Annotated in this window: 23 protein-coding genes; 10 read left to right on the top strand and 13 right to left on the bottom strand. The window is 73.2% G+C overall.

Annotated features, from left to right (window positions below):
- Positions 1-72 precede the first annotated feature (72 nt).
- From BMY97_RS09675 to BMY97_RS09665, 3 genes are all read left to right on the top strand, one after another.
- Entirely contained in the window at positions 73-840 is a 768-nt protein-coding gene (locus tag BMY97_RS09675; RefSeq protein WP_091615635.1) for a GntR family transcriptional regulator, read from the top strand.
- Between the two features lie 250 nt (positions 841-1,090).
- Positions 1,091-1,519 (top strand): DoxX family protein, encoded by a 429-nt coding sequence (locus tag BMY97_RS09670; RefSeq protein ID WP_091615632.1) that lies wholly within the window; start codon positions 1,091-1,093, stop codon positions 1,517-1,519.
- Positions 1,520-1,721: 202 nt separating this feature from the next.
- Positions 1,722-3,191, top strand: coding sequence for a phosphatase PAP2 family protein (locus BMY97_RS09665; RefSeq protein WP_091615629.1), 1,470 nt, complete (start codon positions 1,722-1,724; stop codon positions 3,189-3,191).
- A 19-nt stretch (positions 3,192-3,210) separates the two neighbouring features.
- Here the strand turns inward: BMY97_RS09665 and BMY97_RS09660 are convergent, their stop codons facing one another.
- From BMY97_RS09660 to BMY97_RS09650, 3 genes are all read right to left on the bottom strand, one after another.
- Positions 3,211-3,855, bottom strand: a complete 645-nt coding sequence (locus BMY97_RS09660; RefSeq protein WP_091615627.1) for a phosphate signaling complex PhoU family protein — start codon at positions 3,853-3,855, stop codon at positions 3,211-3,213.
- An 11-nt stretch (positions 3,856-3,866) separates the two neighbouring features.
- Entirely contained in the window at positions 3,867-4,220 is a 354-nt protein-coding gene (locus BMY97_RS09655) for a hypothetical protein (RefSeq protein ID WP_091615624.1), read from the bottom strand.
- A gap of 91 nt (positions 4,221-4,311) precedes the next feature.
- The gene (locus tag BMY97_RS09650; RefSeq protein WP_245787238.1) at positions 4,312-5,508 is read right to left on the bottom strand and encodes an acyl-CoA dehydrogenase family protein; all 1,197 of its coding nucleotides are present in this window, start codon (positions 5,506-5,508) and stop codon (positions 4,312-4,314) included.
- Positions 5,509-5,685: 177 nt separating this feature from the next.
- Between BMY97_RS09650 and BMY97_RS09645 the strand changes: the two genes are divergently transcribed.
- Positions 5,686-7,056 (top strand): PLP-dependent cysteine synthase family protein, encoded by a 1,371-nt coding sequence (locus BMY97_RS09645; protein ID WP_091615619.1) that lies wholly within the window; start codon positions 5,686-5,688, stop codon positions 7,054-7,056.
- 346 nt (positions 7,057-7,402) lie between these two features.
- On the opposite strand, the gene BMY97_RS09640 is transcribed toward BMY97_RS09645, so the two are convergent.
- From BMY97_RS09640 to BMY97_RS09625, 4 genes are all read right to left on the bottom strand, one after another.
- Positions 7,403-8,209 carry a thioesterase family protein gene (locus BMY97_RS09640; protein ID WP_091615616.1) on the bottom strand — a complete coding sequence of 269 codons (807 nt, stop codon included), beginning with the start codon at positions 8,207-8,209 and terminating at the stop codon, positions 7,403-7,405.
- Positions 8,210-8,310: 101 nt separating this feature from the next.
- Positions 8,311-9,090, bottom strand: coding sequence for an SDR family oxidoreductase (locus BMY97_RS09635; protein WP_091615614.1), 780 nt, complete (start codon positions 9,088-9,090; stop codon positions 8,311-8,313).
- A gap of 10 nt (positions 9,091-9,100) precedes the next feature.
- Positions 9,101-9,910, bottom strand: coding sequence for a glycoside hydrolase family protein (locus BMY97_RS09630; protein ID WP_091615610.1), 810 nt, complete (start codon positions 9,908-9,910; stop codon positions 9,101-9,103).
- Between the two features lie 91 nt (positions 9,911-10,001).
- The gene (locus BMY97_RS09625; RefSeq protein ID WP_091615607.1) at positions 10,002-10,454 is read right to left on the bottom strand and encodes a MarR family winged helix-turn-helix transcriptional regulator; all 453 of its coding nucleotides are present in this window, start codon (positions 10,452-10,454) and stop codon (positions 10,002-10,004) included.
- A 154-nt stretch (positions 10,455-10,608) separates the two neighbouring features.
- On the opposite strand from BMY97_RS09625, the gene BMY97_RS09620 reads away from it, so the two are divergent.
- A complete protein-coding gene (locus BMY97_RS09620) occupies positions 10,609-11,784 on the top strand; it encodes an MFS transporter (protein WP_091615604.1) in 1,176 nt (391 codons plus the stop codon).
- On the opposite strand, the gene BMY97_RS09615 is transcribed toward BMY97_RS09620, so the two are convergent.
- On the bottom strand, positions 11,774-12,685 hold the full coding sequence (locus BMY97_RS09615; RefSeq protein ID WP_342744017.1) for a LysR family transcriptional regulator: 912 nt from the start codon (positions 12,683-12,685) through the stop codon (positions 11,774-11,776). The two genes, BMY97_RS09620 and BMY97_RS09615, sit on opposite strands and share 11 nt — an antisense overlap.
- Positions 12,686-12,788: 103 nt before the next feature.
- Between BMY97_RS09615 and BMY97_RS09610 the strand changes: the two genes are divergently transcribed.
- Together BMY97_RS09610 and BMY97_RS09605 are read left to right on the top strand one after the other, a co-directional pair.
- The gene (locus BMY97_RS09610) at positions 12,789-13,568 is read left to right on the top strand and encodes an inositol monophosphatase family protein (protein ID WP_091615599.1); all 780 of its coding nucleotides are present in this window, start codon (positions 12,789-12,791) and stop codon (positions 13,566-13,568) included.
- A 5-nt stretch (positions 13,569-13,573) separates the two neighbouring features.
- Positions 13,574-14,293 (top strand): NAD(P)-dependent oxidoreductase, encoded by a 720-nt coding sequence (locus BMY97_RS09605; protein ID WP_091615596.1) that lies wholly within the window; start codon positions 13,574-13,576, stop codon positions 14,291-14,293.
- 10 nt (positions 14,294-14,303) lie between these two features.
- On the opposite strand, the gene BMY97_RS09600 is transcribed toward BMY97_RS09605, so the two are convergent.
- From BMY97_RS09600 to BMY97_RS09585, 4 genes are all read right to left on the bottom strand, one after another.
- The gene (locus BMY97_RS09600) at positions 14,304-15,212 is read right to left on the bottom strand and encodes an alpha/beta hydrolase (RefSeq protein ID WP_091615594.1); all 909 of its coding nucleotides are present in this window, start codon (positions 15,210-15,212) and stop codon (positions 14,304-14,306) included.
- A gap of 73 nt (positions 15,213-15,285) precedes the next feature.
- On the bottom strand, positions 15,286-15,918 hold the full coding sequence (locus BMY97_RS09595) for a TetR/AcrR family transcriptional regulator (protein WP_091615591.1): 633 nt from the start codon (positions 15,916-15,918) through the stop codon (positions 15,286-15,288).
- Positions 15,919-15,963: 45 nt separating this feature from the next.
- Positions 15,964-17,547 carry a sulfatase-like hydrolase/transferase gene (locus BMY97_RS09590; RefSeq protein ID WP_177231275.1) on the bottom strand — a complete coding sequence of 528 codons (1,584 nt, stop codon included), beginning with the start codon at positions 17,545-17,547 and terminating at the stop codon, positions 15,964-15,966.
- A 173-nt stretch (positions 17,548-17,720) separates the two neighbouring features.
- Positions 17,721-18,182, bottom strand: coding sequence for a MarR family winged helix-turn-helix transcriptional regulator (locus BMY97_RS09585; protein ID WP_245787237.1), 462 nt, complete (start codon positions 18,180-18,182; stop codon positions 17,721-17,723).
- 57 nt (positions 18,183-18,239) lie between these two features.
- Between BMY97_RS09585 and BMY97_RS09580 the strand changes: the two genes are divergently transcribed.
- The 3 genes from BMY97_RS09580 to BMY97_RS09570 all read left to right on the top strand — a co-directional run bounded on the left by BMY97_RS09580 (position 18,240) and on the right by BMY97_RS09570 (position 21,642).
- Positions 18,240-19,172, top strand: coding sequence for an amidohydrolase family protein (locus BMY97_RS09580; protein ID WP_091615588.1), 933 nt, complete (start codon positions 18,240-18,242; stop codon positions 19,170-19,172).
- 146 nt (positions 19,173-19,318) lie between these two features.
- Positions 19,319-20,818, top strand: a complete 1,500-nt coding sequence (locus BMY97_RS09575) for a sialidase family protein (protein WP_091615585.1) — start codon at positions 19,319-19,321, stop codon at positions 20,816-20,818.
- A gap of 95 nt (positions 20,819-20,913) precedes the next feature.
- Complete coding sequence (locus BMY97_RS09570) at positions 20,914-21,642, top strand: YqjF family protein (protein WP_218156736.1); 729 nt, start codon at positions 20,914-20,916, stop codon at positions 21,640-21,642.
- 11 nt (positions 21,643-21,653) lie between these two features.
- On the opposite strand, the gene BMY97_RS09565 is transcribed toward BMY97_RS09570, so the two are convergent.
- Complete coding sequence (locus tag BMY97_RS09565) at positions 21,654-21,938, bottom strand: hypothetical protein (RefSeq protein ID WP_091615583.1); 285 nt, start codon at positions 21,936-21,938, stop codon at positions 21,654-21,656.
- Between the last annotated feature and the right edge of the window lie 40 nt (positions 21,939-21,978).

Below are 21,978 nucleotides of genomic sequence, written 5' to 3'. Positions count from 1 at the left end.
TTAGCGCATGTCCGGACATACGACCAGCGGTAGAGTCACCGGGAAGCGACACAGCGGAGCGGGGAGGGTGACATGGCCGCACGGACGCTCGACCGGGTCGGCCCGGACCCGCTCTGGCGCCAGCTCCAGCAGGAGCTGCTGACCAGGCTGGATGCCGGCGAGTTCGCCGCCGGCTTCCCCGGCGAGCTGGCGCTGGTCGAGGAGTACGGCGTGAGCAGGCACACGGTGCGCCAAGCCCTGCGCCAGCTGCGAGCCGACGGGGTGATCGTCGCCGAGCGCGGCCGTCAGCCCCGCGTCGCGCCGCCGCCGGAGATCACCGTGCCGATGGGCGCGCTGTACAGCCTCTTCGCGTCCGTCGAGGCCGCCGGGCTCACTCAGCACAGCGTGGTGCGCGCCTTCGACACCCGCGCCGACGCCCTGGTCGCCGAGCGCCTCGAACTCGAGGCGTCCACCCCGCTCGTCTACCTCGAACGGCTGCGGCTGGCCGGCGACGAGCCGCTGGCACTGGACCGCGTCTGGCTGCCCGCCGACCTCGCCGCGCCGCTGCTCGAGGCCGACTTCACCCACACCGGGCTATACGCCGAGCTTTCGCGGCGCACCGGCATCCGGATGGACCACGGCCGCGAGGACGTGCACGCGGTCATCCCCACCGCCGCCGAGCGCAACCAGCTGCACTGCGCCCACGACGTCGCCGCGTTCTCCATCAACCGGCTCAGCCACACCAAGGGGCGCCCGGTCGAATGGCGGCACACCCTGGTCCGCGGCGACCGGTACGCGCTCACCGCGGAGTTCTCCGCGAACGCCGGCTACCGGCTGCTCGCCCCGGCCACCTCGGCCTGACGCCACCCCTGCCGTACCCGGGCAGGGGTCACCTGTGTTTCGTCGAAGTATCGGCAATTCACCAGTCGAGACAGGACTTTCGCAGGTATCGAGCCGCGGCGCCCGCCCGGTATATCTGAGTGTTCCCACCACAACCGCGTCCGTTCAGCGCTGACCGGACCACTGGTCTGGACCACTTGACCACCGTCACCCGACCGGCGGCGAAGTCCCACTGGCCGGTACCCCGTTCACTGTCCTTTGTGGAGGAAAAATGCACCGGCTGGACGCGACCCGCGAGCACGCGATCGGGCTCTTCCGCATCGTCATCGGCTTCCTGTTCGCCTGCCACGGCGTGAAGACCATCTTCGGCGTGCTCGGCGCGCACGGGCCCGCCGCGGTCGGCACCTGGCCCGGCTGGTGGGCGGCGCTGATCCAGCTCGTCGGCGGCACCCTGGTCTGCCTCGGCATCGGCACCCGGTCGGCCGCCTTGATCGGCTCCGGCTCGATGGCCTTCGCCTACTTCACCGTCCACGTGGCCAACGGCGCGCTGCCGATCCAGAACGGCGGCGAGGCCGCCGCCCTGTTCAGCTGGACGCTGCTGATCCTGGTCTTCACCGGCCCCGGCCGCTTCGCCCTCGGGCGGGTCCTGGCCGGGCTGCTGACGGCCACCCGCACGGCCCCGTCCGCGGTCGGCTCCTGACCGGCCTCCGGGGAGCGCCGTCGGGGCGCTCCCCGGAGCACGGTCGCGCCTGATCCCCCGCGGCTCCACCACACCGTCGCTTCACGTCGTCCACAGTGGACGGAACCCCGCTGCGCCGAGCTTGATCACGAGGTCGTAACCTCCTGATCTTCAGCTGAACACGGCATGGCCGCCAGGCGAACAGACGGTGAAGGAGAGCTGAATGACGACTGCGTGGAGTCACGCGTCGAATTCCGGCAGCGGGTTGTACGACGCTATCACCAGCCTCGGCGTCCACAGCCCCGGCTTCGTTCAGGGACTGCTGCTGGCCTACACGAAGTACGGGCTGGTGCTGGTCATCCCGCTGTTCGCGCTGCTGTGGTGGCGGGCGCGCGCGAGCGGCTCCGCCGAGCGGATGGCCCTGGCGCTGCTCGCGCCGGCCGGGACGGTGGCCGCGTACCTGTTCAGCGAGGTCCTCAAGACCATGGTCCACGAGGAACGGCCGTGCCGCGGGCTGCCGGTGACCGCCTACATCGGCACGTGCCCCGATCCCGGGGACTGGTCGTTTCCGAGCAACCACTCGGTGGTCGCCGCGTCCGCCGCCCTCGGCGCCGTCTACGCCTGGCGGCGGGCGATGCCGTGGCTCTTCTCGCTGGCCGCGCTCATGGCGTTCTCGCGGGTGTTCGTCGGCGCGCACTTCCCGCACGACGTGCTGGGCGGGCTCTTCTTCGGCGCGGCCTTCGCGTGGCTGGCACACCGGTTCGCGCTCGATCGCGCGACGGACCTGGTCGACCGCTTCGCCGGCCGCGTGCCCTGGCGGCTGCTCGGCACTCCCGCGGAGACGGCTGAGCCTTACCCACCCGACGACCGCACCGAGCTGATCGGCCGCGTCCCCACCGGGCGACAGCCGGGCGAACACCTCCCAGCCGACAGGCGCCGCGACCCCGCGGCCAGGCGCCGGAATCCCGCCGGTGACCGCCGGACACGGCCGCTGCCCGAGCCGCGCCTGCCGCAGTCACCGGACCCCCGCCAGTCCGAGCCGCAGCGTCGGTCACCAACCCAGCCACCGCGCGAGCCGCAGGCCCACACGCCGCGCCAGCCCCAGGCACGGTCACAGCGCGAGCCGCAAGCCCAGCCGCAGCTGCAAGTCCAGCCGCAGCCACAAGCCCAGCGCGAGCCCCAGCCACAGGGCCAGCCGCAGCCGCAAACCCAGCAGGAGCCGCAAGCCCGGCGCGAGCCCCAGCCGCAAACCCGGCGCCAGCCGCAAACCCAGCAGGAGCCGCAGCCGCAAACCCGGCGCCAGCCGCAAACCCAGCAGGAGCCGCAGCCGCAGGCCCAGCCGCAGCCGCAGGCCCAGCCGCAGCTGCAGGCCCGGCGCGAGCCGCAACCGCAAGTCCAGCGCGAGCCGCAAGCCCAGCACGAACCCCAGCCGCAGAGCCAGCCACAGCCACAAGCCCAGCCTCAACTGCAGGCCCGGCGCGAGCCCCAGCCACCCGCGCAGTTGCGGGGCCAAGCGCAAGCCCGGCCTCAGCCTCAGCCCCGGCTCCGGGCGCAGACCCCACCACAAGCAGCCCAAGGGCCTCGCCGGGGTCCCGTTCAGCAGCAGCCGGCGCACCGGCCGGTCCGGCCCCGTCCCGAGCAGCCGCCGCTTCCCCGGCCACGGCCGCAAGAGTGGCCCCCGCGGCCGGGCTGAGGCCAGGACGTCCAGCGCGTCAGGCGGGCAGATCGCCTGTCGCGGCGAAGTCCAGGCGTTTGGCGACCGAGACGGTCTGGTCGGCGAATCGCTCGTAGAACCGCGTCACCAGCGTCAAGCCGACGGCCGTGCGCTGGTCGTGCTCCCAGCCCTCGGCGGTGATGGTGGCGAGGACCCGCGCGTGCAGGGCGTCGACGGTCTCGTCCTCGTGGCTCAGCTCGGCGTGGCCGCCCTTGGCGCCGGTCCGCACCAGTTCGGCGACGCGGTCGGCCATGTGCGAGGTGGCCTCGCCCAGCTCGCGGAACACCGGCTCGAGCTCGGCGGGGACCACGCGGTCCGGGTGGGTGCGGCGGGCCATGCTGGCGACGTGTGCGGCGAGGTCGCCCATCCGCTCGATCTTCTCCGCGCAGTAGACGACCGCGAGCACCATCCGCAGGTCACCGGCGACGGGTGACTGCAGGGCGAGCAGCGAGTACGCCTCCTCCTCGCAGGAGGAGCGCAGGTCGTCGAGCTCGCTGTCGGCGCCGATCACTTGTTCGGCGAGCCGCAGGTCGGCGGCCAGCAGTGCCCGGGTCGCCCCGCGCATCGCCTCCGCCGCACCCTCGGACATCGCGGCCAGCCGGCCGTGGAGCCGGCCGAGGTCGTCCTGGAAGCCTTCACGCATGTGAGGCAACGTTACCGGCGACCGCCGCGCCACCCGGCGTCGGCCACGACCTGATCCGCCGCGTCACCGTCCGGGAACACCGCGAGGTCGAACGAGTGCCCGCCCTCGTGTCCGGCGGGCACCCGGCAGCGTTCGCCCCCGTCGGCCGCGATCGCGCAGGCGGCGCGGCTCTCCAGCACCCGGCGGCCCGGCCACCAGCGCAGCCACCACCCGTCCTCGACGGACGCCGCGTGCTCGTGGCCGTGCCCGGCCTCCAGCTCACAGCTCAGCGACGATCCCGAGCCACGGGCGGCGACGCTCCGCAGCACGGACCGCTCCCGCCCGGAAAGCTCCACCGGCTCCAGGCACAGCGCACGATCGGCCATGGCCGACACCCTAGGCGCCGCCGCCGCAGCCTGCGCCCCGAACCCGGCTTTCCGGGAAAAACCCAGGTCCGACGGCGCGGCACCGGAGTGATCAGGTGTACCAGGTCGGCTCCGGCAATTCGCCGAGCAGCGTGTACGCGCCGACCTCCCGGCGTTTGTACGCGACCGGGTCGTGCAGGGAATGCGTGCGCAGGTTGCGCCAGAAGCGATCCAGCCCGACCTTCGACGCGCTGGCCCGCGCGCCGGTGACCTCGAAGACCCTCGTGCCGATCTCCAGCCCGGTGTCGATCACCCGCTGCTTGGCGGCGGCGATGAGCACCGCGATCTCCCCGCGCGCCTGCGGTGTCAGCTCCTCGCGCGGGGCGTGCAGCACGCGGGAGATCGCCGCGCCCGCCTTGTCCACCAGCGCTTCCGCGGCCCACAGTTTCGCTTGCAGGTCACCGTAAGCGTCGAGGACGTACCACTCCTCGGCGGCCGATTCCTTGTTGTCGCCGCCGTAGGGCCACGCCCGGGTGTGACCGCGGGTGTAGGCCGCCGCCGTTTCCAGTGCGCCCTGGGCGATGCCGAGGTAGAAGTTCGCGAAGACCAGCTGGATGGCCGGCACGTTCAGCGTGTTGTAGGTGAGCGGCCGGAATTCCTTGTCGACGTAGCCCGCGGCACTCGCCCACGGCACGCGCACGCCGGTGATCGACACGCTGCCGGATTCGGTGAGCCGCTGGCCGATGTTGTCCCAGTCGTCGTGGAAGACGATGCCCTCCTGCGCCGAGGGGACGATCGCGAAGATGTGGTCTTCGGTGCCGTCGAGCACGCCTTCGAGCACCGTCAGGTCCGAGACCTTGCTGCCGGTGGAGAACGATTTCCGTCCATTGTAGACGATTTCGTCGCCGTCCTCGACGATCGCCAGATCGCCGTCACGCGGGTTGACCGCGCCGCCGAAGAGGTAGTTTTCGCTGGTGTACAGCTCTTCCACGGCCGCGATCTGCGCCTCGGTCGCGACCAGCCGCGCCGCCCACGCCCACAGGTAGTGGTAGCCGAGCAGCTGGCCGATCGAGCCGTCGCCGCGCGCGACCTCCCGGATGACCCGGTACGCGGTGTCCCAGCTCTGCCCGCCGCCACCGTGCTCCGGAGGGCCGAGAAGGGTGACCAGCCCGGCTTCCTTCAGCAGCCGGACCTCCGCATACGGGGTCTCGTTCGCCCGGTCGCGCTCGGCCGCGTCGACCGCCAGCTTGTCCGCGACGTCCTTCGCCACGGCCAGCCATTCCGCGGCGCCCTTCTCCGCAGTGACCACAATGGACTCCGTTCCGATCGGGGGTGAGGACCCGATGGTTTCCGCGGTCCTCCCGGCGCGTCAACGAATTCCGGGCGCTGGGAAAACGGCCGTTGCCCGCAGGCACAATGGCACGCTGGCACAAAGCTGCGGCCGGGGCGCGAAGACGGCTAGGCTGGCACGGTGACTGAAACCGACGTGGACGCCTTCGATTCGGTGCTCGAGGCGATCGGGGGCACGCCGTTGATCCGCCTCGCGCGGGTCGCGCCCGAAGCCGGAGCGCCGGTGTACGTGAAAGCCGAGTTCCTGAACCCGGGCGGCAGTGTGAAGGACCGGGCCGCGCTGTCGATGGTGCTCGCCGCGGAGCGGAGCGGGGAGCTGAAGCCGGGCGGGCACATCGTCGAGGGGACGTCCGGCAACACCGGCATCGGCCTCGCGATCGTCGCCGCGCAGCGCGGCTACCGGCTCACCGTCGTGGTGCCGGACAAGAGCAGCCGCGAGAAGACGCTGATCCTCCAGGCGTACGGGGCCGAGGTCGTGGTCACGCCCGGTGCGGTGCCGCGGGAAGACCCCGCGCACGTCTCGCAGCTCGCGCGGCGGATCGCCGAGGAGAGCGGCGGCTGGCTGGCGAACCAGTACGACAACCCGGCCAACCCCGCGGCGCACCACGAGGGCACCGGTCCGGAGATCTGGCGGCAGACCCGCGGCCGTGTCACCCATTTCGTCGCGGGCATCGGCACCGGCGGCACCATCAGCGGCACCGGGGCCTACCTGAAAGAGGCCAGCGACGGGCGCGTCCGGGTGATCGGCGCCGACCCGGACCACTCCGTGTACTCCGGCGGCGACGGCAGCCCGTACTTCGTCGAGAGCATCGGGCACTACCTGCACCCGGACACCGCCGAGGACCTCTGGCCCGAGTCCTACCACCGCGGCGTGCCGGACGTGGTCGAGCCGATCGGCGACCGCGAGTCGATCCTCACCGCCCGGCGGCTGGCGCGGGAGGAGGGGCTGCTGCTCGGGGCGTCCGCGGGCACCGCCGTCGCCGCGGCGCTGCGGCTGGCCGCCACGCTCACGCCGGACGACCTCGTGGTGGTCGTCGTGCCCGACTCCGGGCGCTCGTACCTGTCCAAGTACTACGACGACGAATGGTTGCGCGGCTTCGGTTTCCTCGAAGACGTGGAGGACGAGCCGACCGTCGCCGAAGCCGCGGGCCCGTGTTCGTGGCTGCCCTCGACCTCCTCGGCCGGCGAAGCCCTCGACCACGACGGCCCGGGCGAGCTGTGGGCGGTGACGGTGCCGCGGCCGGGCGTCACGGGCTCACCGGCGTTCGCGGAGGTCACGGGCACGCTCGACGTCCGCCGCCTGCGCGCGGCCGAAGCGGCCGGCCTGGTCCGGCGTGAGGACTCGATCACCGGCCACGTCACGGAGCCGCTACCCGCGGTCGGCCTCGGCGAGAGCCACCGGGCAGCCACGGCGAGAATCGGCGCGCACGACGCCGCCTGGGTACTGACCGACGGCCGGGTCACCGGCGTGCTGCTCGGCGCCGGGAAGCCGGAAACCATCGGCTGACTGACGCTTTCCGGCCGGGTCAGTCCGGCGCGATCAGCCCGGCCGGGTCATTCCGGTCAGCCCAGCCAGCTCAGCCGGGCAGTCCAGCCGGGTCAGCCCGGCCGGGTCAGTCCAGCCCAGCGGTCCGGCCGAATCAGCCCAACCGGGTCAATCCAGCGCACTCGGTCCAACCGAATCAGCCCAACCCGGGCAGCCCTGCCGAATCAGCCCAACCCGGGCAGGCCAACCCGACCAACCCGAGCAGCCCAGCCCGGCGGTCCAGCCGAATCAGCCCAACCGGGTAAACCCAACCCGGGCAGTCCACTCCGGCCAACCCGGGCAGCCCAGCCGGCTCAATCCAGCCAGCTCAGTCCAGCCGGATGCCCGCCAGCTGCGTGGACTGCACGACCAGCCGCCCCGTGCGGTCCCAGACGAAACACGATTCGTCGACGCGCCCGTCGTCGATGAGCTGGGCGCGGTGCAGTACCCGGACCGGGCCGGGGGCCGGGCGGGCGCGGACGTAGGCGGTCAGCTCCAGGGTCGGGACCCAGCCGCTGGCGGCGATGTCGAAGGTGGCGGGCGGGAAGGCGTCCACGGCGAACAGCAGCGACACCGGGTCGAACGGCTCGTCGCCGGGCAGGGTGAGCCAGCCCCACAGCTCGCCGACGCCGCGCGGGCCCTCGGTGAACGTCCGGACGCTCTCCGGGTCCAGCCGGGCCCCGACCTCGTCGAAGATCGCGGCGGCGGTCCCGGTCGGGGTCTGGCTCGGCACGCGCACGCCGCCGTCCGGGTCGGTCGGCCGCGGGTCGGGCAGGCCGCCGGCCCAGCGCGCCTGCCCTTCCGCCGGCAGGGTGCCGAGGGTCAGCAGCGCCTCGACGCACGGCACGCCGTCCTTCAGCAGCCGGGCGCGCACCTGGCTCGCGCCGCGGCCGGCGCGCAACGGCTCGACCTCCACCTCGGCGGGGCCGGGCTCGGGCGAGCGCAGGTAGTGCGCGCTGGCGGCGAGCACGTCGGGGTGCGGCCCCACGGCGCCCGCCGCGCGCCCGATCGTGGCCAGCAGGTAACCGCCGTTGGGGCGGCCGCCGATGGTCCACTGCGAGCTGAGGTCGACGTCGAAGGCGTGCTCGGACCGCTGCTTCACGGCGGACACCGCGGCGAACGTGGTCGTGCTCACGAGGCCTCCCGTTTCGAGTCGGTTGCACCACGCAACTTAGTCGCCCGCACCGGGCCTGTCCCGGGAAGTGAGACTGACACCACCGGGGACCTCGAGCCGGTTCAGAGCACGCCCGGGTACGCGCCGCCGTCGATCAGCAGGCTCTGCCCGGTGATGAACCCCGCCCGGTCCGAGCACAGGAACGCGCACGCGGCGCCGAATTCGGCCGGGTCGCCGAACCGGCCGGCCGGGATGCCCGCCCGCGCCCGGTCCGCGGCCTCGTCCATCGAAAGCCCCTGCGCCTCCGCGGCCGCCGACTGGCCCGCGCGCAGCCGCCGGGTGTCGAACGAGCCGGGCAGCAGGAAGTTGATCGTCACGTTCGCGTGGGCCACCGACCGCGCCACGCCGGCGAGGAAGCCGGTCAGCCCGGCCCGCGCGCCACTGGACAGGTCGAGCCCGGCCAGCGGCATCTTCACCGAGCCCGAGGTGATGTTGACGATCCGGCCGAACCGGCGTTCGACCATCCCGTCCACCACCCGCTGGACCAGCCGGATCGGCGTGGCCATGTTCGCCTTGACCCCGGCGAGCAGCGCCTCCTCGTCGACCTCGCGGAAGTCGCGGAACGGCGGTCCGGCGTTGTTGTTCACCAGGATGTCGGCCGGGCCGGCGGCGGCGAGCAGCGCGTCCTGCCCCGCGCGGGTATTCAGGTCCGCCGCGACGGCGACCACGGCCGCCCCGGTCGAGGCCGCGATCTCCTCGGCCGCCTGCGCGGTCGAGGACTCCGTCCGCCCGTTCACCACCACCGTGCAGCCGGCCCGCGCCAGTTCGACGGCGCACGCGCGCCCAAGGCCCTGCGTCGACGCGCACACCACGGCGGTCCGGCCGGTCAGCCCAAGATCCATGCGGCCGAGCCTAGCCCGCGGCGCGGTAGGCGACTCCCGTTTCGTTCGGCGTGGTGCCGGTGTACAGCCCGGTCGGGCTGGTCGTGGTGGACAGGGAGAACCAGGCGTAACGCTCCACATAGGACAGGCCCTGCAGCATCGCCGCGGACTTGGCCGCGAAATCGGCCTGCTCGGCCGAAGACGGGTACCGCGGCGGTGACACGGAGAAGTCGGTCAACGCGTACTCGGTGACCCAGATCGGGAGCTGATAACGGTTGTGCACGGCCTCGAGGTACGACTGGAGCTCACCGGTGGCCGCGGCGGAGAAGTCCCCGCCGTACCAGTGCAGCGGGATGAAGTCGACGCGGTAGCCGCGGGCCCTGGCGCCGCTCATGAACTGGTCGAGCCAGCCGCCCGCCACGTCGCCGCCGAACGCCACGGCGGGCGCGCCGAGCCGCAGCCCGGTGCCTTCCAGCCGCGGCCACAGGCTCAGGGCGGTGTCGACGGACATCTTCGCCTGGCCGTCGAGGTCCGGCTCGTTGAACCCGAGCAGCGTGGTGCCGTTGGCCTTGGCCGCCGCGAGCTGGGCGTCGGTCACCGAGCCCTGGCCCCAGATCATCGGGACGAACTCCGCGCCCGGCGGCGCGCTGATGCCCTGCGGGTCCGACGCCCAGGTGTAGAACCAGCCCGCCCGCACGTCCGAGAGCGCCGTGGTCACACCGTCGAAATTCGCGGCGCTGACCCCTTTTTTCACCCCGTCGGCGCCGGCCGGGCCGGTCGCCGAGCCGAGGGCCACGAGCACCGCCGCGACCACCGCGAGCAGCTTCTTCGCCGAGCGCATGAGCGACGTCCTTTCGCCGGGGATCCCAGCGTCCCAGCCCGTCGGCCCGGCGTCTTCGTGGTCTGCCCGAAGGGTTTCGCGACCAGGACGGTCAGCCGCGGGCCAGCGTCTGCTGGGTCACGGCTTCGACCAGGGAACGCAGCTCCGGCATCTCGGCGGCTTCCTCCAGCGCCTCGCGCAACGCCGTGTCGTGCGTGGGCCGGGCTTCGGCCAGCAGCGCACGGCCGGCGTCGGTGACCTCGGTGTAGATGCCGCGGCGGTCGTCCTCGCACAGGTAACGGGCGAGGTAGCCCTGCTTCTCCAGCCGGGCGACCAGGCGGGTGGTCGCGCTCTGGCTGAGCACCACGGCGCGCGCCAGCTGCTGCATCCGCATGTGCCAGCCGTCCTGGCGGCTGAGCAGGTCGAGCACGCTGTACTCGCTCACCCCCAGCTTGTGCCCCGCCTGCAGGCCGCGCTCGATGCGGGTCTCGAGCCGGGCGTGCAGGGCGGCGAGGGTGCGCCAGCCCTGGGCTCGGGCTTCCTCGGCGTCGTCGGACAACGACATGGCCTGACCTCCTTCGGCGCCGGGCACCACCGGTCCGGCCACCGCCGAGTTTAACCGATCACACCTGTAGTCAGCTCTGGCATATATCAGGCGTGTGCAACTATTGTAAGCGACGGTAGTTCTCGTACGCACCAGAGTCACAGGAGGAAGCACCATGCCGCTCGCACTGCTCGCGCTGGCCATCGGCGCGTTCGGCATCGGCACCACGGAGTTCGTGATCGCGGGGCTGCTGCCCGAGGTCGCCGCCGACTTCGGGGTGTCCATTCCCGCGGCGGGCTGGCTCATCACCGGTTACGCGCTGAGCGTGGCGGCCGGCGCGCTGCCAATGACCGCGCTCGGCACCCGCATCCGCCGCAAGCACCTGCTCCTGCTGCTGATGGTCCTGTTCATCGCCGGCAACGTGCTGTCCGCGCTGGCCCCGAGCTTCGGCGCGCTGATGGCCGGCCGGATCGTCGCGGCGCTCACGCACGGCGCGTTCTTCGGCGTCGGCGCCGTGGTGGCCGCCGACCTGGTCCAGCCCGAGAAGAAGGCGAGCGCCATCGCGCTGATGTTCACCGGGCTGACGCTGGCCAACGTGCTCGGCGTGCCGATGGGCACGTTCATCGGCCAGGGCCTGGGCTGGCGCGCGACGTTCTGGGTCGTCGCCGGGCTCGGGGTGCTCGGCCTGCTCGGCGTGGCCGCGCTCGTGCCGGACACCGCGCGGCCGGTGAACGCGCGCATCGGCGCCGAGTTCGCCGTGTTCCGCCACCCCCGCGTGTGGCTGGCGATCGGGACGACGGTGCTCGGCTTCGGCGGCGTGTTCGCTTCTTTCACTTACATCGCCCCGATGATGACCGAAGTCGCCGGGCTGCCCCAGGGCGCGGTCAGCTGGCTGCTGGTGCTCTTCGGCGTCGGGCTGGTGCTGGGCAATCTGCTCGGCGGCCGGTTCGCCGACCGCGCGCTGATGCCGACGCTGTACACGGTGCTGGCCGCGCTCGCCGTGGTGCTGGCCGTGTTCGCCTTCACCGCGCACGCTGCCGTGCCCGCCATCGTCACGCTGTTCCTGTTGGGCGGCTTCGGTTTCGCGACCGTGCCCCCGCTGCAGATGCGGATGCTGGCCAGCGCCGAGGCGGCCCCGACCGTCGCTTCGGCGGTGAACATCGGCGCGTTCAACCTCGGCAACGCGCTCGCCGCTTGGCTGGGCGGCGTGGTGATCACGGCCGGCTACGGCTACGCGTCGACCAACTGGGTCGGCGCCGTGATGACGGTGCTCGCGCTCGGACTGGCGCTGCTGTCCGGAAGGTCGGACCGCCGCGCCGCCGCCCGGGAGGACCGGCTCGTCACGGCGTGAGCTGCTCGGGCGCGACCACGGTTTCCAGCGCGCGCCGGACTTCGGCGCGGAGCCAGGCGTGGGCCGGGTCGCTGTCGTGCCGGTGGTGCCAGGCGAGCACCACCGGCACCGGCGGGAGGGTGAACGGCAGCGTGCGGACCACCAGGCCCCGCTTCGTCCACAAAGGACGGCAGACGCGCTCGGCGACGACCGCCACCAGATCGCTGCCCGCGGCCAGGTCCAGCGCGGCCGCGCTGGTGGGCAGGGACGCGACCACGCGGCGGCTCAGCCCGAGGCCGGTCAGCGCCTCGTCGATCGCGCCGTGCCGCCGGCCGCGGCGCGAGACCGAAACGTGCACGGCGGCGGCGAACCGCTCCGGCGTGAGGTCGCCCTCGGCGAGCGGGTGGCCGGACCGCATCGCGGCCACCACCCGGTCCGCGCCGATCGTCTCGGCCGCGATCTCGGGCCGCGCCGGCCGGGTCGCGCCGACCTCCAGGTCGACGTGGCCGCGCGCGAGGTCGGTGCTGTCGGCCGACGTTTCGGCCAGCAGCCTCAGCCCGGCCCGCGGGGCCGCCTCGGCGAGCGCGCCGACCAGCAGCGGGGCCAGCGCGTCGACCAGCGCGTCATGCCCGCGGACGGTGAACACGCGCTCGAGCCCGGCCAGGTCCAGCTCCCGCGCGGGCGTCAGCACGGCGGCGGCGCGGCGGACGAGCTCGTGCGCTTCGTCGCGCAGTTCGAGCGCGCGCGGCGTCGGGCTCATCGTGCGGCCGGTGCGGACCAGGATGTCGTCGCCGGTCGCCCGCCGGATCCGGGCCAGGGTGCGGCTCATCGCCGGGGCGGAGAGCCGGAGCCGGTCGGCGGCCGCGGCGACGCTGTTTTCTTCCAGCAGGGCGTCGAGGGCGACGAGCAGGTTGAGGTCCACCTGCACGAGGGTAACTGTTGAGTTGCCGAGATTGCACTGGAAGTCATGACTGGATCGCCTTAGCGTCGGGGGCAGGAGATCACCGAAACCCCGGAGGCACGCCATGACCCTGCACACCGCCGTCGCCGAAGCCGCCAAGAAAGCCGGCGCGCGGCTGCTCGCCATCCACTCCCCCGACGCGCGCCCGGCCGACCGAGCCGGCATGGCCACCGCGGTCCGCCACAACGACGCCGTCGCCCTCGACGGCCTTCGCGCCGAGCTGACGGCCGCGCGGCCCGGCGCCGGCTGGGTCGAAGAAGAACACGAGACGACCGAGCTGCCACCCGGCGAATGGTGGGCGGTCGATGCGGTGGAGGGCAACGTCAATCACGTGCACGGCCTGGCCGAATGGGCGGTGAGCGTCACGCTGCTGCGCGACGGGGAGCCCGTGCTGGCCGTTGTGCACCAGCCGATCGGCGACCTCACCTACACCGCCGCGCGCGGCGAAGGCGCCTGGCTCGACGGGGCGCCGCTGCGCGTCTCGGCGAAGCGGGACCTCGACGCGGCGATCGCGACCACCGGGCAGGCCGAGCCCGGGCAGGAGCGCACGTACCGCCGGATCGGCGAATCGGTGACGGCCATGCTGGGCCGGGCGCTGCTGGTGCGGGTGTCCGTGCCGTCGACGTTCCCGTTGCTGCTGCTCGCGAACGGGCAGAACGACGTGTTCTGGCAGTACGAGCCGGTGCTGTCCGGGATCGCCGCCGGGGTGCTGCTGGCCACCGAGGCGGGGGCGGTCGCGACCCGGATCGACGGCTCGCCCTGGCGTCCCGGCAGCCCGGACCTGCTCGTCACGGCGCCCGCGCTGCACGAGGCCGCGGTCACCGCCTTGTCTACTGTGGACTGATCGCGGTGGAGCTGACGATCCTCGCCGCCTCGGGCGGCACCGGGCTGGAACTGACCCGCCAGGCGCTGGCCCGCGGGCACACCGTGACCGCCATCGCGCGGCGGCCGGAACGCATCGACCTGGGAGCCGCCGGAGACCCTGTGGACGCCGGCCGCCTGCGCCCGGTGGCCGCCGACGTGCAGCGGCCCGAAGGCATCGACCTCGGAGCCACCGGAGACACTGTGGACGCCGGTCGCCTGCGCCGGGTGGCCGCCGATGTGCACGATCCGGAGTCCATCGCCCAGGCTCTGCGGGGCGCCGGGGTGGTGCTGTCCGGCCTCGGCGCCTCCACCTCCGGCCCGCCCGGCACGCTGACCGCGGGCGCGCGGGCGGTGCTGGCCGCCCGCCCCGGCCGGGTGCTGTGGCTCGGCGCGTTCGGCACCGGCGCGTCGGGCACCGCCGCGGGCCCGGTGACCCGGACGTTGTTGAAGCTGTTCCTGCGCAAGGAAATCCCCGACAAGGTCGGCGCCGACACCGCGATACTGGCCGCGGGCGGCACCGTCTTCCACGCCGGCCCGCTGTCGGCCGGTCCGGTGAGCGGCACCCGTCGCACCCTCGGCCTCGGCGACGTCCCGAAGCGGCTCTTCCCCGCGCGGGTCAGCCGCGCGACCGTCGCCGCGGCCATGCTCGACGAGGCGGAATCACCCCGCTTCACCGGCGCGACGGCGGTCCCGCTGGAACGCTGAGCGCACCGGGTCAGGCCGTCCCCGTCCGCGCCGGGGCCAGAAGATGCTGCCGCAAAAAGGAAACCTCGGCTTCGACGACGTGCTCGTGCTCGTCGAGGAACGGCGCGTAGTGCCCGCCGGGCACCCGCACCAGCTCGCCCCGGGGCGCCCGGCCGACGGCGGCGACGGCCGGTTCGGCCAGCGCCGACCGGTCCTGGTCGGCGACGACGACGAGCAGCGGGCCGCGCACGCGTGCCGCCGCGCGGCCGGGCCGGTAGAGCGTCATCCGCAGCGCCGAGCGGGCGGCCGCGGCCTGCTCCCAGTCCGGGTACCGCTCGGCGCGCAGCGCGCGCTCGCCGTCGAGCGAGTCCGGTGTGGTCAGCAGCGCCACCGTGCCGGGCGGCCCGGCCAGCGCGACCAGCCGCGGCCGGAGCCCGGCGAGACTGCCGAGCGCGTCGAGGATCCCGCGTCCGGTGAACCGCAGCATCGCGAACGGCTTCTGGTACCGCGCGGCGTTGCGGGCAGTCGCCGGGCCGTCCGCGTTCGGCGTCTGCGCGATCGCGGCCGCCAGCCGCGGATCCTGGGCGGCCACGAGGAAAACGTGACCGCCGGACGCGGAGAACCCCCAGATCCCGACGCGCTCCGGGTCGACCCCCGGCAACGTCCGCGCGAAGCCGACCGCGGCGTGCCAGTCGGCCAGCTGCTCCCCCACCCGCGCGACCTGGCGAGGCGACCCGCCGCTCTCGCCGAGGTGGCGGTAGTCGAAGGCCAGCACGCCGAATCCCGCGGCCTGGAACCGGTTCGCGAACAGGTCCGTGCCGGGCTCCTTGGTCACGCCGAAGCCGCCCGCCATGACCACGCACGCGCCGTTCGCCCCCGGGTAGTGCCAGGCGGCGCACTCCGTGCCGCCGCTGTCGAACCTGACTTTCTCGCGCTGCATGACTACCTCCCGGACTGGTCCCGCCGAGAGAAGTGAACCACGTGGTTCGCAAACTGTCCATCGCCCCGCCGGCTCAGGCCTCCTCGCGGTCCAGCGCACGCACGAGCGCCGCGAAACCGGCCTCGGCGCCTTCGGGCTCGCCGCCGATGGCGCGGTGCACGGTGAACCCGCGCAGGGTCGCGAGGATCATCTGCGCCACCTCCAGCTTGCGCGGCCCGGTCCAGTGCGGCGGGCAGTACGAAACGAGCAGGGGCAGGTACTGGGCCGAAGCGCCGTGGCCGAGATCGCCGTATCGCGCCGGGTCGTACATGGCCAGCCCGATGGCCTGGTCGAGCACCCGCTGCAGCCCGGGTTCCTCGTCGCGCAGCGTGTGCCACGCGACGCGCACCCGCTCGGCGAGCGTGCGCCGTTCGGCCCCCTCGGCCATGGCCGCCATCGCGTTGCCGATCCGCCGCTCGCGCAGCGTGAAGACGGCCTGGCCGAGCAGGTCCTCCGCGCTGTCGAAGTGGTAGAGCAGCACCTTGTGCGTGGCGCCCGCGGCGCGCGCGGCCCGCCGCAGCGAGAAGTCGACGAGCCCGTTGACGGCCAGGTCGTCGGTCACCCGCTCCAGCAGCTCGCGCCGCCGCGCCTGCCCGCGCGCCGACCCGGCCGATCGCCGGTAGCCCGCTCCCTGGCCGTCCTGCCGTTCCGGGGTTTCACTGCTCACCGCCCCAGCTTCCCCGATCCCGCCGTCCGGCGCGGGAGCGGCACGCTACTTCGCGAACGCCGTCAGGAACCGGTCCCGGAAGGCGTCCATCCGCCAGACCGGCGCGGCGGGACTCGGGCGGAGGCCGTCCTGCCAGTGCCAGGAGCTGATGCGGTCCAGCACGGCGGGGTCCTTCGCCACGATCGTGACCGGCACCTGGTGCGAGACTCCCGGCGGCGTGACCACCGGGGGCTGGTGGTCGCCGAGGAAGATCAGGACGGTGTTCTCCGTGCCATAGGTCTTCAGGTACGAGACCAGCGTGTCGAGCGAATACCGGATGGCCGCCCCGTACGCGGCCCGAATGCGGTCCGGATCGCGCCACACCGACTCCGGGGCCTCCCCCGCGGCGGGCATCGGGCCGAAGACCGAGCCGTCGCCCACCTTGTTCCAGTCCACAAGGGACGGACGCGGCGACCACGGCGCGTGGCTCGACACGAGGTCGATCTCGGCCATCACCGGACGGCGGTCCTTCGCGGCCAGCTCGTTGCGCTGCAGCGCGGAAAACGTGTACTGGTCGGGCATCGTCGCGTAGGCGAAGCCCGGGCCTCGGTAGCCGACGCCATGCGCGTCGTAATACTGCTCGAAGCCGTAGTATTTGCCTTCCGGCCACGGCTGGGTGTGCGCGGGCACGTCCTGCACCGTCTTCCAGCCCGCCCGGCCGAACGCGCGGGTGAGCGAAAGCCGGTCGCTCGCCAGGAGGTTGTTGTACCGCTGCTGGTTGTCGACCCAGGCGCCCGACTGCACGGTGGAGTGCGCGAGCCAGCTGCCACCGCCGAAAGTGGACGAATCGAGGAACGCGCTGCGGGCGGAGAACCCGGCGTCACGCAGGGTGGCGGTGCCGGCGTCGAGCTGCTTGTCGATCGCCGGGGCGATATCGGAGCCCTGGATCGCGAACTGGCCGTAGCTCTCCACGAAGGTGAGCAGCACGTCCTTGCCGCGCAAGCCGTTCAGCAGCCGGCCGCCGGGGGTGGCGCGGAACGGGTCGGCGGCGAGCTGGTCCGCGAACTCCTGGCTGTCGTTCAGGTCCGTGCGCGCCTGCCGCAGGTCGGCGTACGCGAAGTTGGTGGCGCTGCGCGACGCGACGGGCTGCCCGGGAGCCAGCTCGACACCGGTCACGGCGCAGGCGATCCAGGCCACGCCGAGCACGGCGATCACGCGGGTGGAGCCCGTGCGCCGGCCGGCCGCGAGCCGCGTCAGGCGCAGCACGGCCAGCGTGGTGCCCACGACCACCGCCAGGATCACCGCCGCCACTCCCGCCGCGGCGGCGATCGAGCCCGGCCCGCCCAGCTCGCCGGCGAGGAAGTCCAGGCCGGCGCTGACGAAACTCCAGTCGAGGATCGGGTCGAACGGCCGGCTCAGCACCTCGTCGAAGCCCAGGTCGGTCACCTTCAGCACGGTCAGCACGCCCAGGACGGCGCCGGCCGCCACGGCCAGCACCCGCCGCCAGCGCGGCGGCAGCACCACCGCGAGCGCGGCGACCACCAGCGCCTCCACCGGCAGCCTCAAGAACGCCGCCGGGGTCAGCGCGGCGAGGGTGATCGGGGCCAGCAGGCCGAACAGCACGAGCAGGGCGGCCGCGACCGTCAGCATTACCGCTGCGACCCGCCGTACCCGGGTCCGGGCGGGCGGCTCGGCGTCGGGCAGCTCGTCGGCGGACGGCGCGGAAGCGCGGCGCGACCGGAAACGCGTGAAGGGGGACACGAGAATCCTTTCCCTCGAAGCAGTGCTCCCTACACGAGGGCGCGCGCCGTCCGGTTCACCGCTCAGCCGGATTCGCGGAACTCCTTCATCACCCCGGTCAGCCGCCCGAGGAGCGCGACCAGCTGGCGGCGCTCCGCCGGGGTGAACTCGGCGAACGCGCGGGCCTGGCGCTCGCGGCGGCGGGACATCAGCCGGTTCAGCCGGGTCACGCCGTCGGCGGTGAGGCCGACCAGGACCTTCCGCTCGTCGTCCGGGTGGCGCCGCCGGGTGACCGCGCCGGCCGCCTCCAGCTGTTGCAGCATGCGGGTGGCGGTGGGGATGGTGACGTCGGCGGCGGCCGCGAGGCGGCCCACGGGCAGCTCCGCCTCGGCCGCCAGCGGCTCCAGCAGGGTGAGCTGCGGCAGCGAGAGGCCGCCGTCCTGGTCCGCGCCCGCCGAACGCGCCTTGCGCATCGCGAAGAACAGCTCGTCGGCGGCTTGGCCGATCTCGTCGGCCTCGGTATCGGACAGCGCGGAGGGCTTCACGAGTGGTAGCTTAGCAGCACAATAGTTAGCAACCTATCTATTAGGAGCCTAGCGACCATGACCGGAAAGATCGACGTCCACCAGCATCTGCTCCCGCCCGCCTACCGGCACGCGTTCGAGGAGGGCGGACAGACCCCGGGCGGCTGGCCGATCCCGGACTGGGACCCCGCCGGCGCGCTCGCGATGATGGACGGGGCCGGGATCGCCACCGGAGTGCTGTCGATCAGCGCCCCGGGCGTCCACTTCGGCGACGACGCCGCGGCACGTGAGCTGGCCCGGGCGACCAACGACTACCACGCCGAACTCGTCAAGGACCGGCCCGACCGCTTCGGCCAGTTCGCCGTACTGCCGCTGCCCGACGTCGAGGGCGCGACCGCCGAAGCGGTGCGCGCACTGGACGAACTGCACGCGGACGGCGTCGTGCTGCTCTCCAACGCCCACGGGCGTTATCTGGGCGACCCGTCGTACGAGCCACTGTGGACGGAGCTGGACGCGCGCTCGGCGGTGGTGTTCGTGCACCCCGCGGAACCGCCGATGCCCCGGCTCGAGGGCCTGCCGAGCCCGGTGCTGGACTTCCCGTTCGACACCACCCGCAGCGCGCTGCACCTGGTGGCGAACGGCGTCTTCGACCGGCACCCGAGGCTGCGCGTGATCCTCTCGCACGCCGGCGGGTTCCTGCCCTACGCCGCGCACCGCTTCACCTTCGCGTCGATGTTCAACCCCGGCACCACCGAGGAAAGCATCTTCGAAGGCCTGCGCCGCTTCTACTTCGACACGGCCCTGTCCTCCACGCCGACGTCCCTGCCGTCGCTGCTCGCCTTCGCCGCCCCGGGCCACATCCTGTACGGCAGCGACTTCCCCTTCAACCCCGCCCCGTCCCGGCGGAGGTTCGACACCTGGCTGGACACCTACGAGGACCTTCCGGAGGCCGGGCTGGCCGCCGTGCACCGCACTTCGGCGGAAGCGCTGTTCCCCCGGCTGGCCCAGTAGGTAGGACGTGGGATGATAACGGCGAGGTCACCGTAAGGGAAACTCCTTCCTTTGGTACAAAAGGGTTTCCGGCGCAGTTGTACGGGGCGTGTACGGCGGCGCCGGAGCCTGGGGAGCACTTCTTACTCCCCAGGACGGAGACGACAGTGAGAATCAGACGTGCCGTGCGAGCGCTGCTCGCGGGCCTCGCCGGGGCCGCCGCGGTGGCCGCGGTCCCGGGGGCGGTCCCCGCCGCCTCGGCCGACGCGGCCACCACCGTGGTGTACCAGGCGGGCACCAACGGCTACTCGTGCTTCCGCATCCCGGCGATCGTCAAGGCGAACAACGGCGACCTGCTCGCCTTCGCCGAGGGCCGCAAGAACAGGTGCGCCGACGCGGGCGACATCGACACCGTCATGAAGCGCTCCAAGGACAACGGCAAGACCTGGTCCGCCCCGCAGATCGTCATCCAGGGCTTCGGCGACACCAAGGGAAACCCGACCCCGGTGGTCGTCCCGCCGACCGCGGACGAGCCGAACGGCCGGGTCGTGCTGCTCTCGGTGATGCAGTGCATCGCGCCGCACGCCTCGTGCGGGCGGGTCCCGCGCGTCAGCATCAGCAAGGACAACGGCACCACCTGGGCCGCGCCGCAGGTGCTCACCACGCAGCTGGGCTTCACCACCGCGCCGGGCTGGCTCGCGACCGGGCCGTCACACGCCTCGGTGCTCACCCGCGGTGTCCACAAAGGACGAATCGTCGCCGGGATGAGCTACCAGCTGTCCAGCACGGCGCCGGGCACCGGCTCGATCGCCTACAGCGACGACCGGGGCGCCACCTGGCACCGCGGCGCCACCGACGCGAGCACCACGCTCAACCCGCAGGAGATCAGCCTCACCGAGCTGCCGGACGGCCGGATCTACGCGTCCGCGCGCAACAACTCGGGCACCATGTGCTCCACAGTGGAGCGTGCGTACGCGATCAGCTCGGACGGCGGGCAGACGTTCAGCCAGAAGTTCGTCACCGAGCCCGACCTGGCCAAGACGCCGGACGTGCAGGGCTCGACCGTCGCGATGAGCACCCCCGACACCGGCGGCCAGTACACGCGGCTGCTGTTCGCCGGCCCGTCGGTGTGCAACGACCGGCACGCGCTGCGCATCCGCTCGTCGTTCGACGCGGGCGGCAGCTGGACCGGCGACGCCGACGGATTCCTGGTGTGGAGCCAGGACACGGCCTACTCCGACCTCATCGCGCTCGGCACGACGGCCACCGCCAGCACGGCGGGCGTCCTGTTCGAGGCCGGCTCGACCAGCCCGTACTCCTCGATCCGCTGGGCCACCTTCACCGACGCCCAGCTCGGCGCCCCGGCCTGCGGCGCGGGCTACACCGTGATCGACAAGGGTTCGCTGGGCGCCGCGGGCACCGTCTACCTGTCTTACAACGCGGCGAACGGCAAGAACTGCGTGACCACGATGAAGACGGCCGCCGAGGGCACCGCCACGGCCACGGCCGCGTACCTCCAGGTGGCCGGCGGCACCCGCCAGACCGACTCCGGCTCGTACTCCTGGTTCGCCGGCCCGGTCACCGCCTCGGCGGCCGGCAAGTGCGTCACCTGGGGCGGCTCGATCGGCACCACGAAGTTCGACGCCCCCTCCGGCCACTGCGGCTGACCCCGGACCGGGAGGCGGGGCCGTCCTGGGGGCGGTCCCGCCTCCCGCTCGCGCTGCCGGCGAGGCGCGTCCGGGCGTTCCGTAGCGTGGACGCGGTGGACGACGTCGTGGAGCCGATCAGCGTGACGACCCCGCGGCGAGTCGGCCGGGGGGTGCTGGCGCAGTGGTGGCGGGACCTGACGTTCGTGCACTGGGCGGTGGAGCCGGCGGCGGTCGCGGGGCTGCTGCCGGCGGGCACGCGGCCGGACGTGCTGGGCGGGGCCACCTACGTCGGGCTGGTGCCGTTCCGGATGGACCGCGTGCGGCCCTTCGGCGGGCCGGCGGTGCCGTACTTCGGGAGCTTCTGCGAGACGAACGTGCGGCTGTACTCGGTGGACGCGGCCGGCCGGCGCGGGGTGGTTTTCCGGTCGCTCGACGCGGCGCGGCTCGTGCCGGCACTGGCCGGGCGACTGGGGTTCTCGCTGCCCTACCGGTGGTCGTCGATGAGCCTCCGCCGCGACGGCGACCTGCTCACCTACCGCTGCCGAACGCGGTGGCACCACACGGAAAGCACGCTGGCGGTGCGAACCGGGCCGCCGATCGGGCGGCCCACGACGCTGGAACAGTTCCTGACCGCGCGCTGGGGCCTGCACGTCAGCTGGCACGGCCGCACCCTGTACGTGCCCAACGACCACCCGCAGTGGCCCCTGCACCGCGCGACGCTGCTGCACCTTTCCGACGAGCTGGCGCCCGCCGCGGGTGTCCCGGTGAGCGGGGAACCGGTGAGCGTGCTGTTCTCCCCCGGCGTCCCGGCGCGGTTCGGGGCGCCGCGAAGGGTGCGCTGACGCCAGGGCGGTCAGGCGACCCCGGCCCGTTTCACCGGAGCTGATTCCGGACGGCGGGGCGCGGGGACGATCGGCGGCCGGCAGCTCAGGCACGGCGCGCACTGCTCGGCGCCCGGGCCGTCAACAGGCGGGAGGACGGGGCGGGTCCGGGGCAGCACGTCGGCGACCGCGCGCAGTTCCTCGGCCGGCAGCGGCGGGCGAGCGGTGCCCCAACGGCGCCGGTGCAGCAGAAAGGCCAGGTAGGCGGGCGCGCCGGCCAGCGGCAGACCACCGACGACCAGCGTGTACTGGACCATCACGGACCCCAGGTGCTGTCGGCAGCGGGAGCGGCGCTTG

It is taken from the genome of Amycolatopsis saalfeldensis (assembly GCF_900110575.1).
Classification (GTDB): Bacteria; Actinomycetota; Actinomycetes; order Mycobacteriales; family Pseudonocardiaceae; genus Amycolatopsis; species Amycolatopsis saalfeldensis.
The sequence above is the reverse complement of the archived record's forward strand: the minus strand, read 5'-3'. Positions and strand labels throughout refer to the sequence as shown.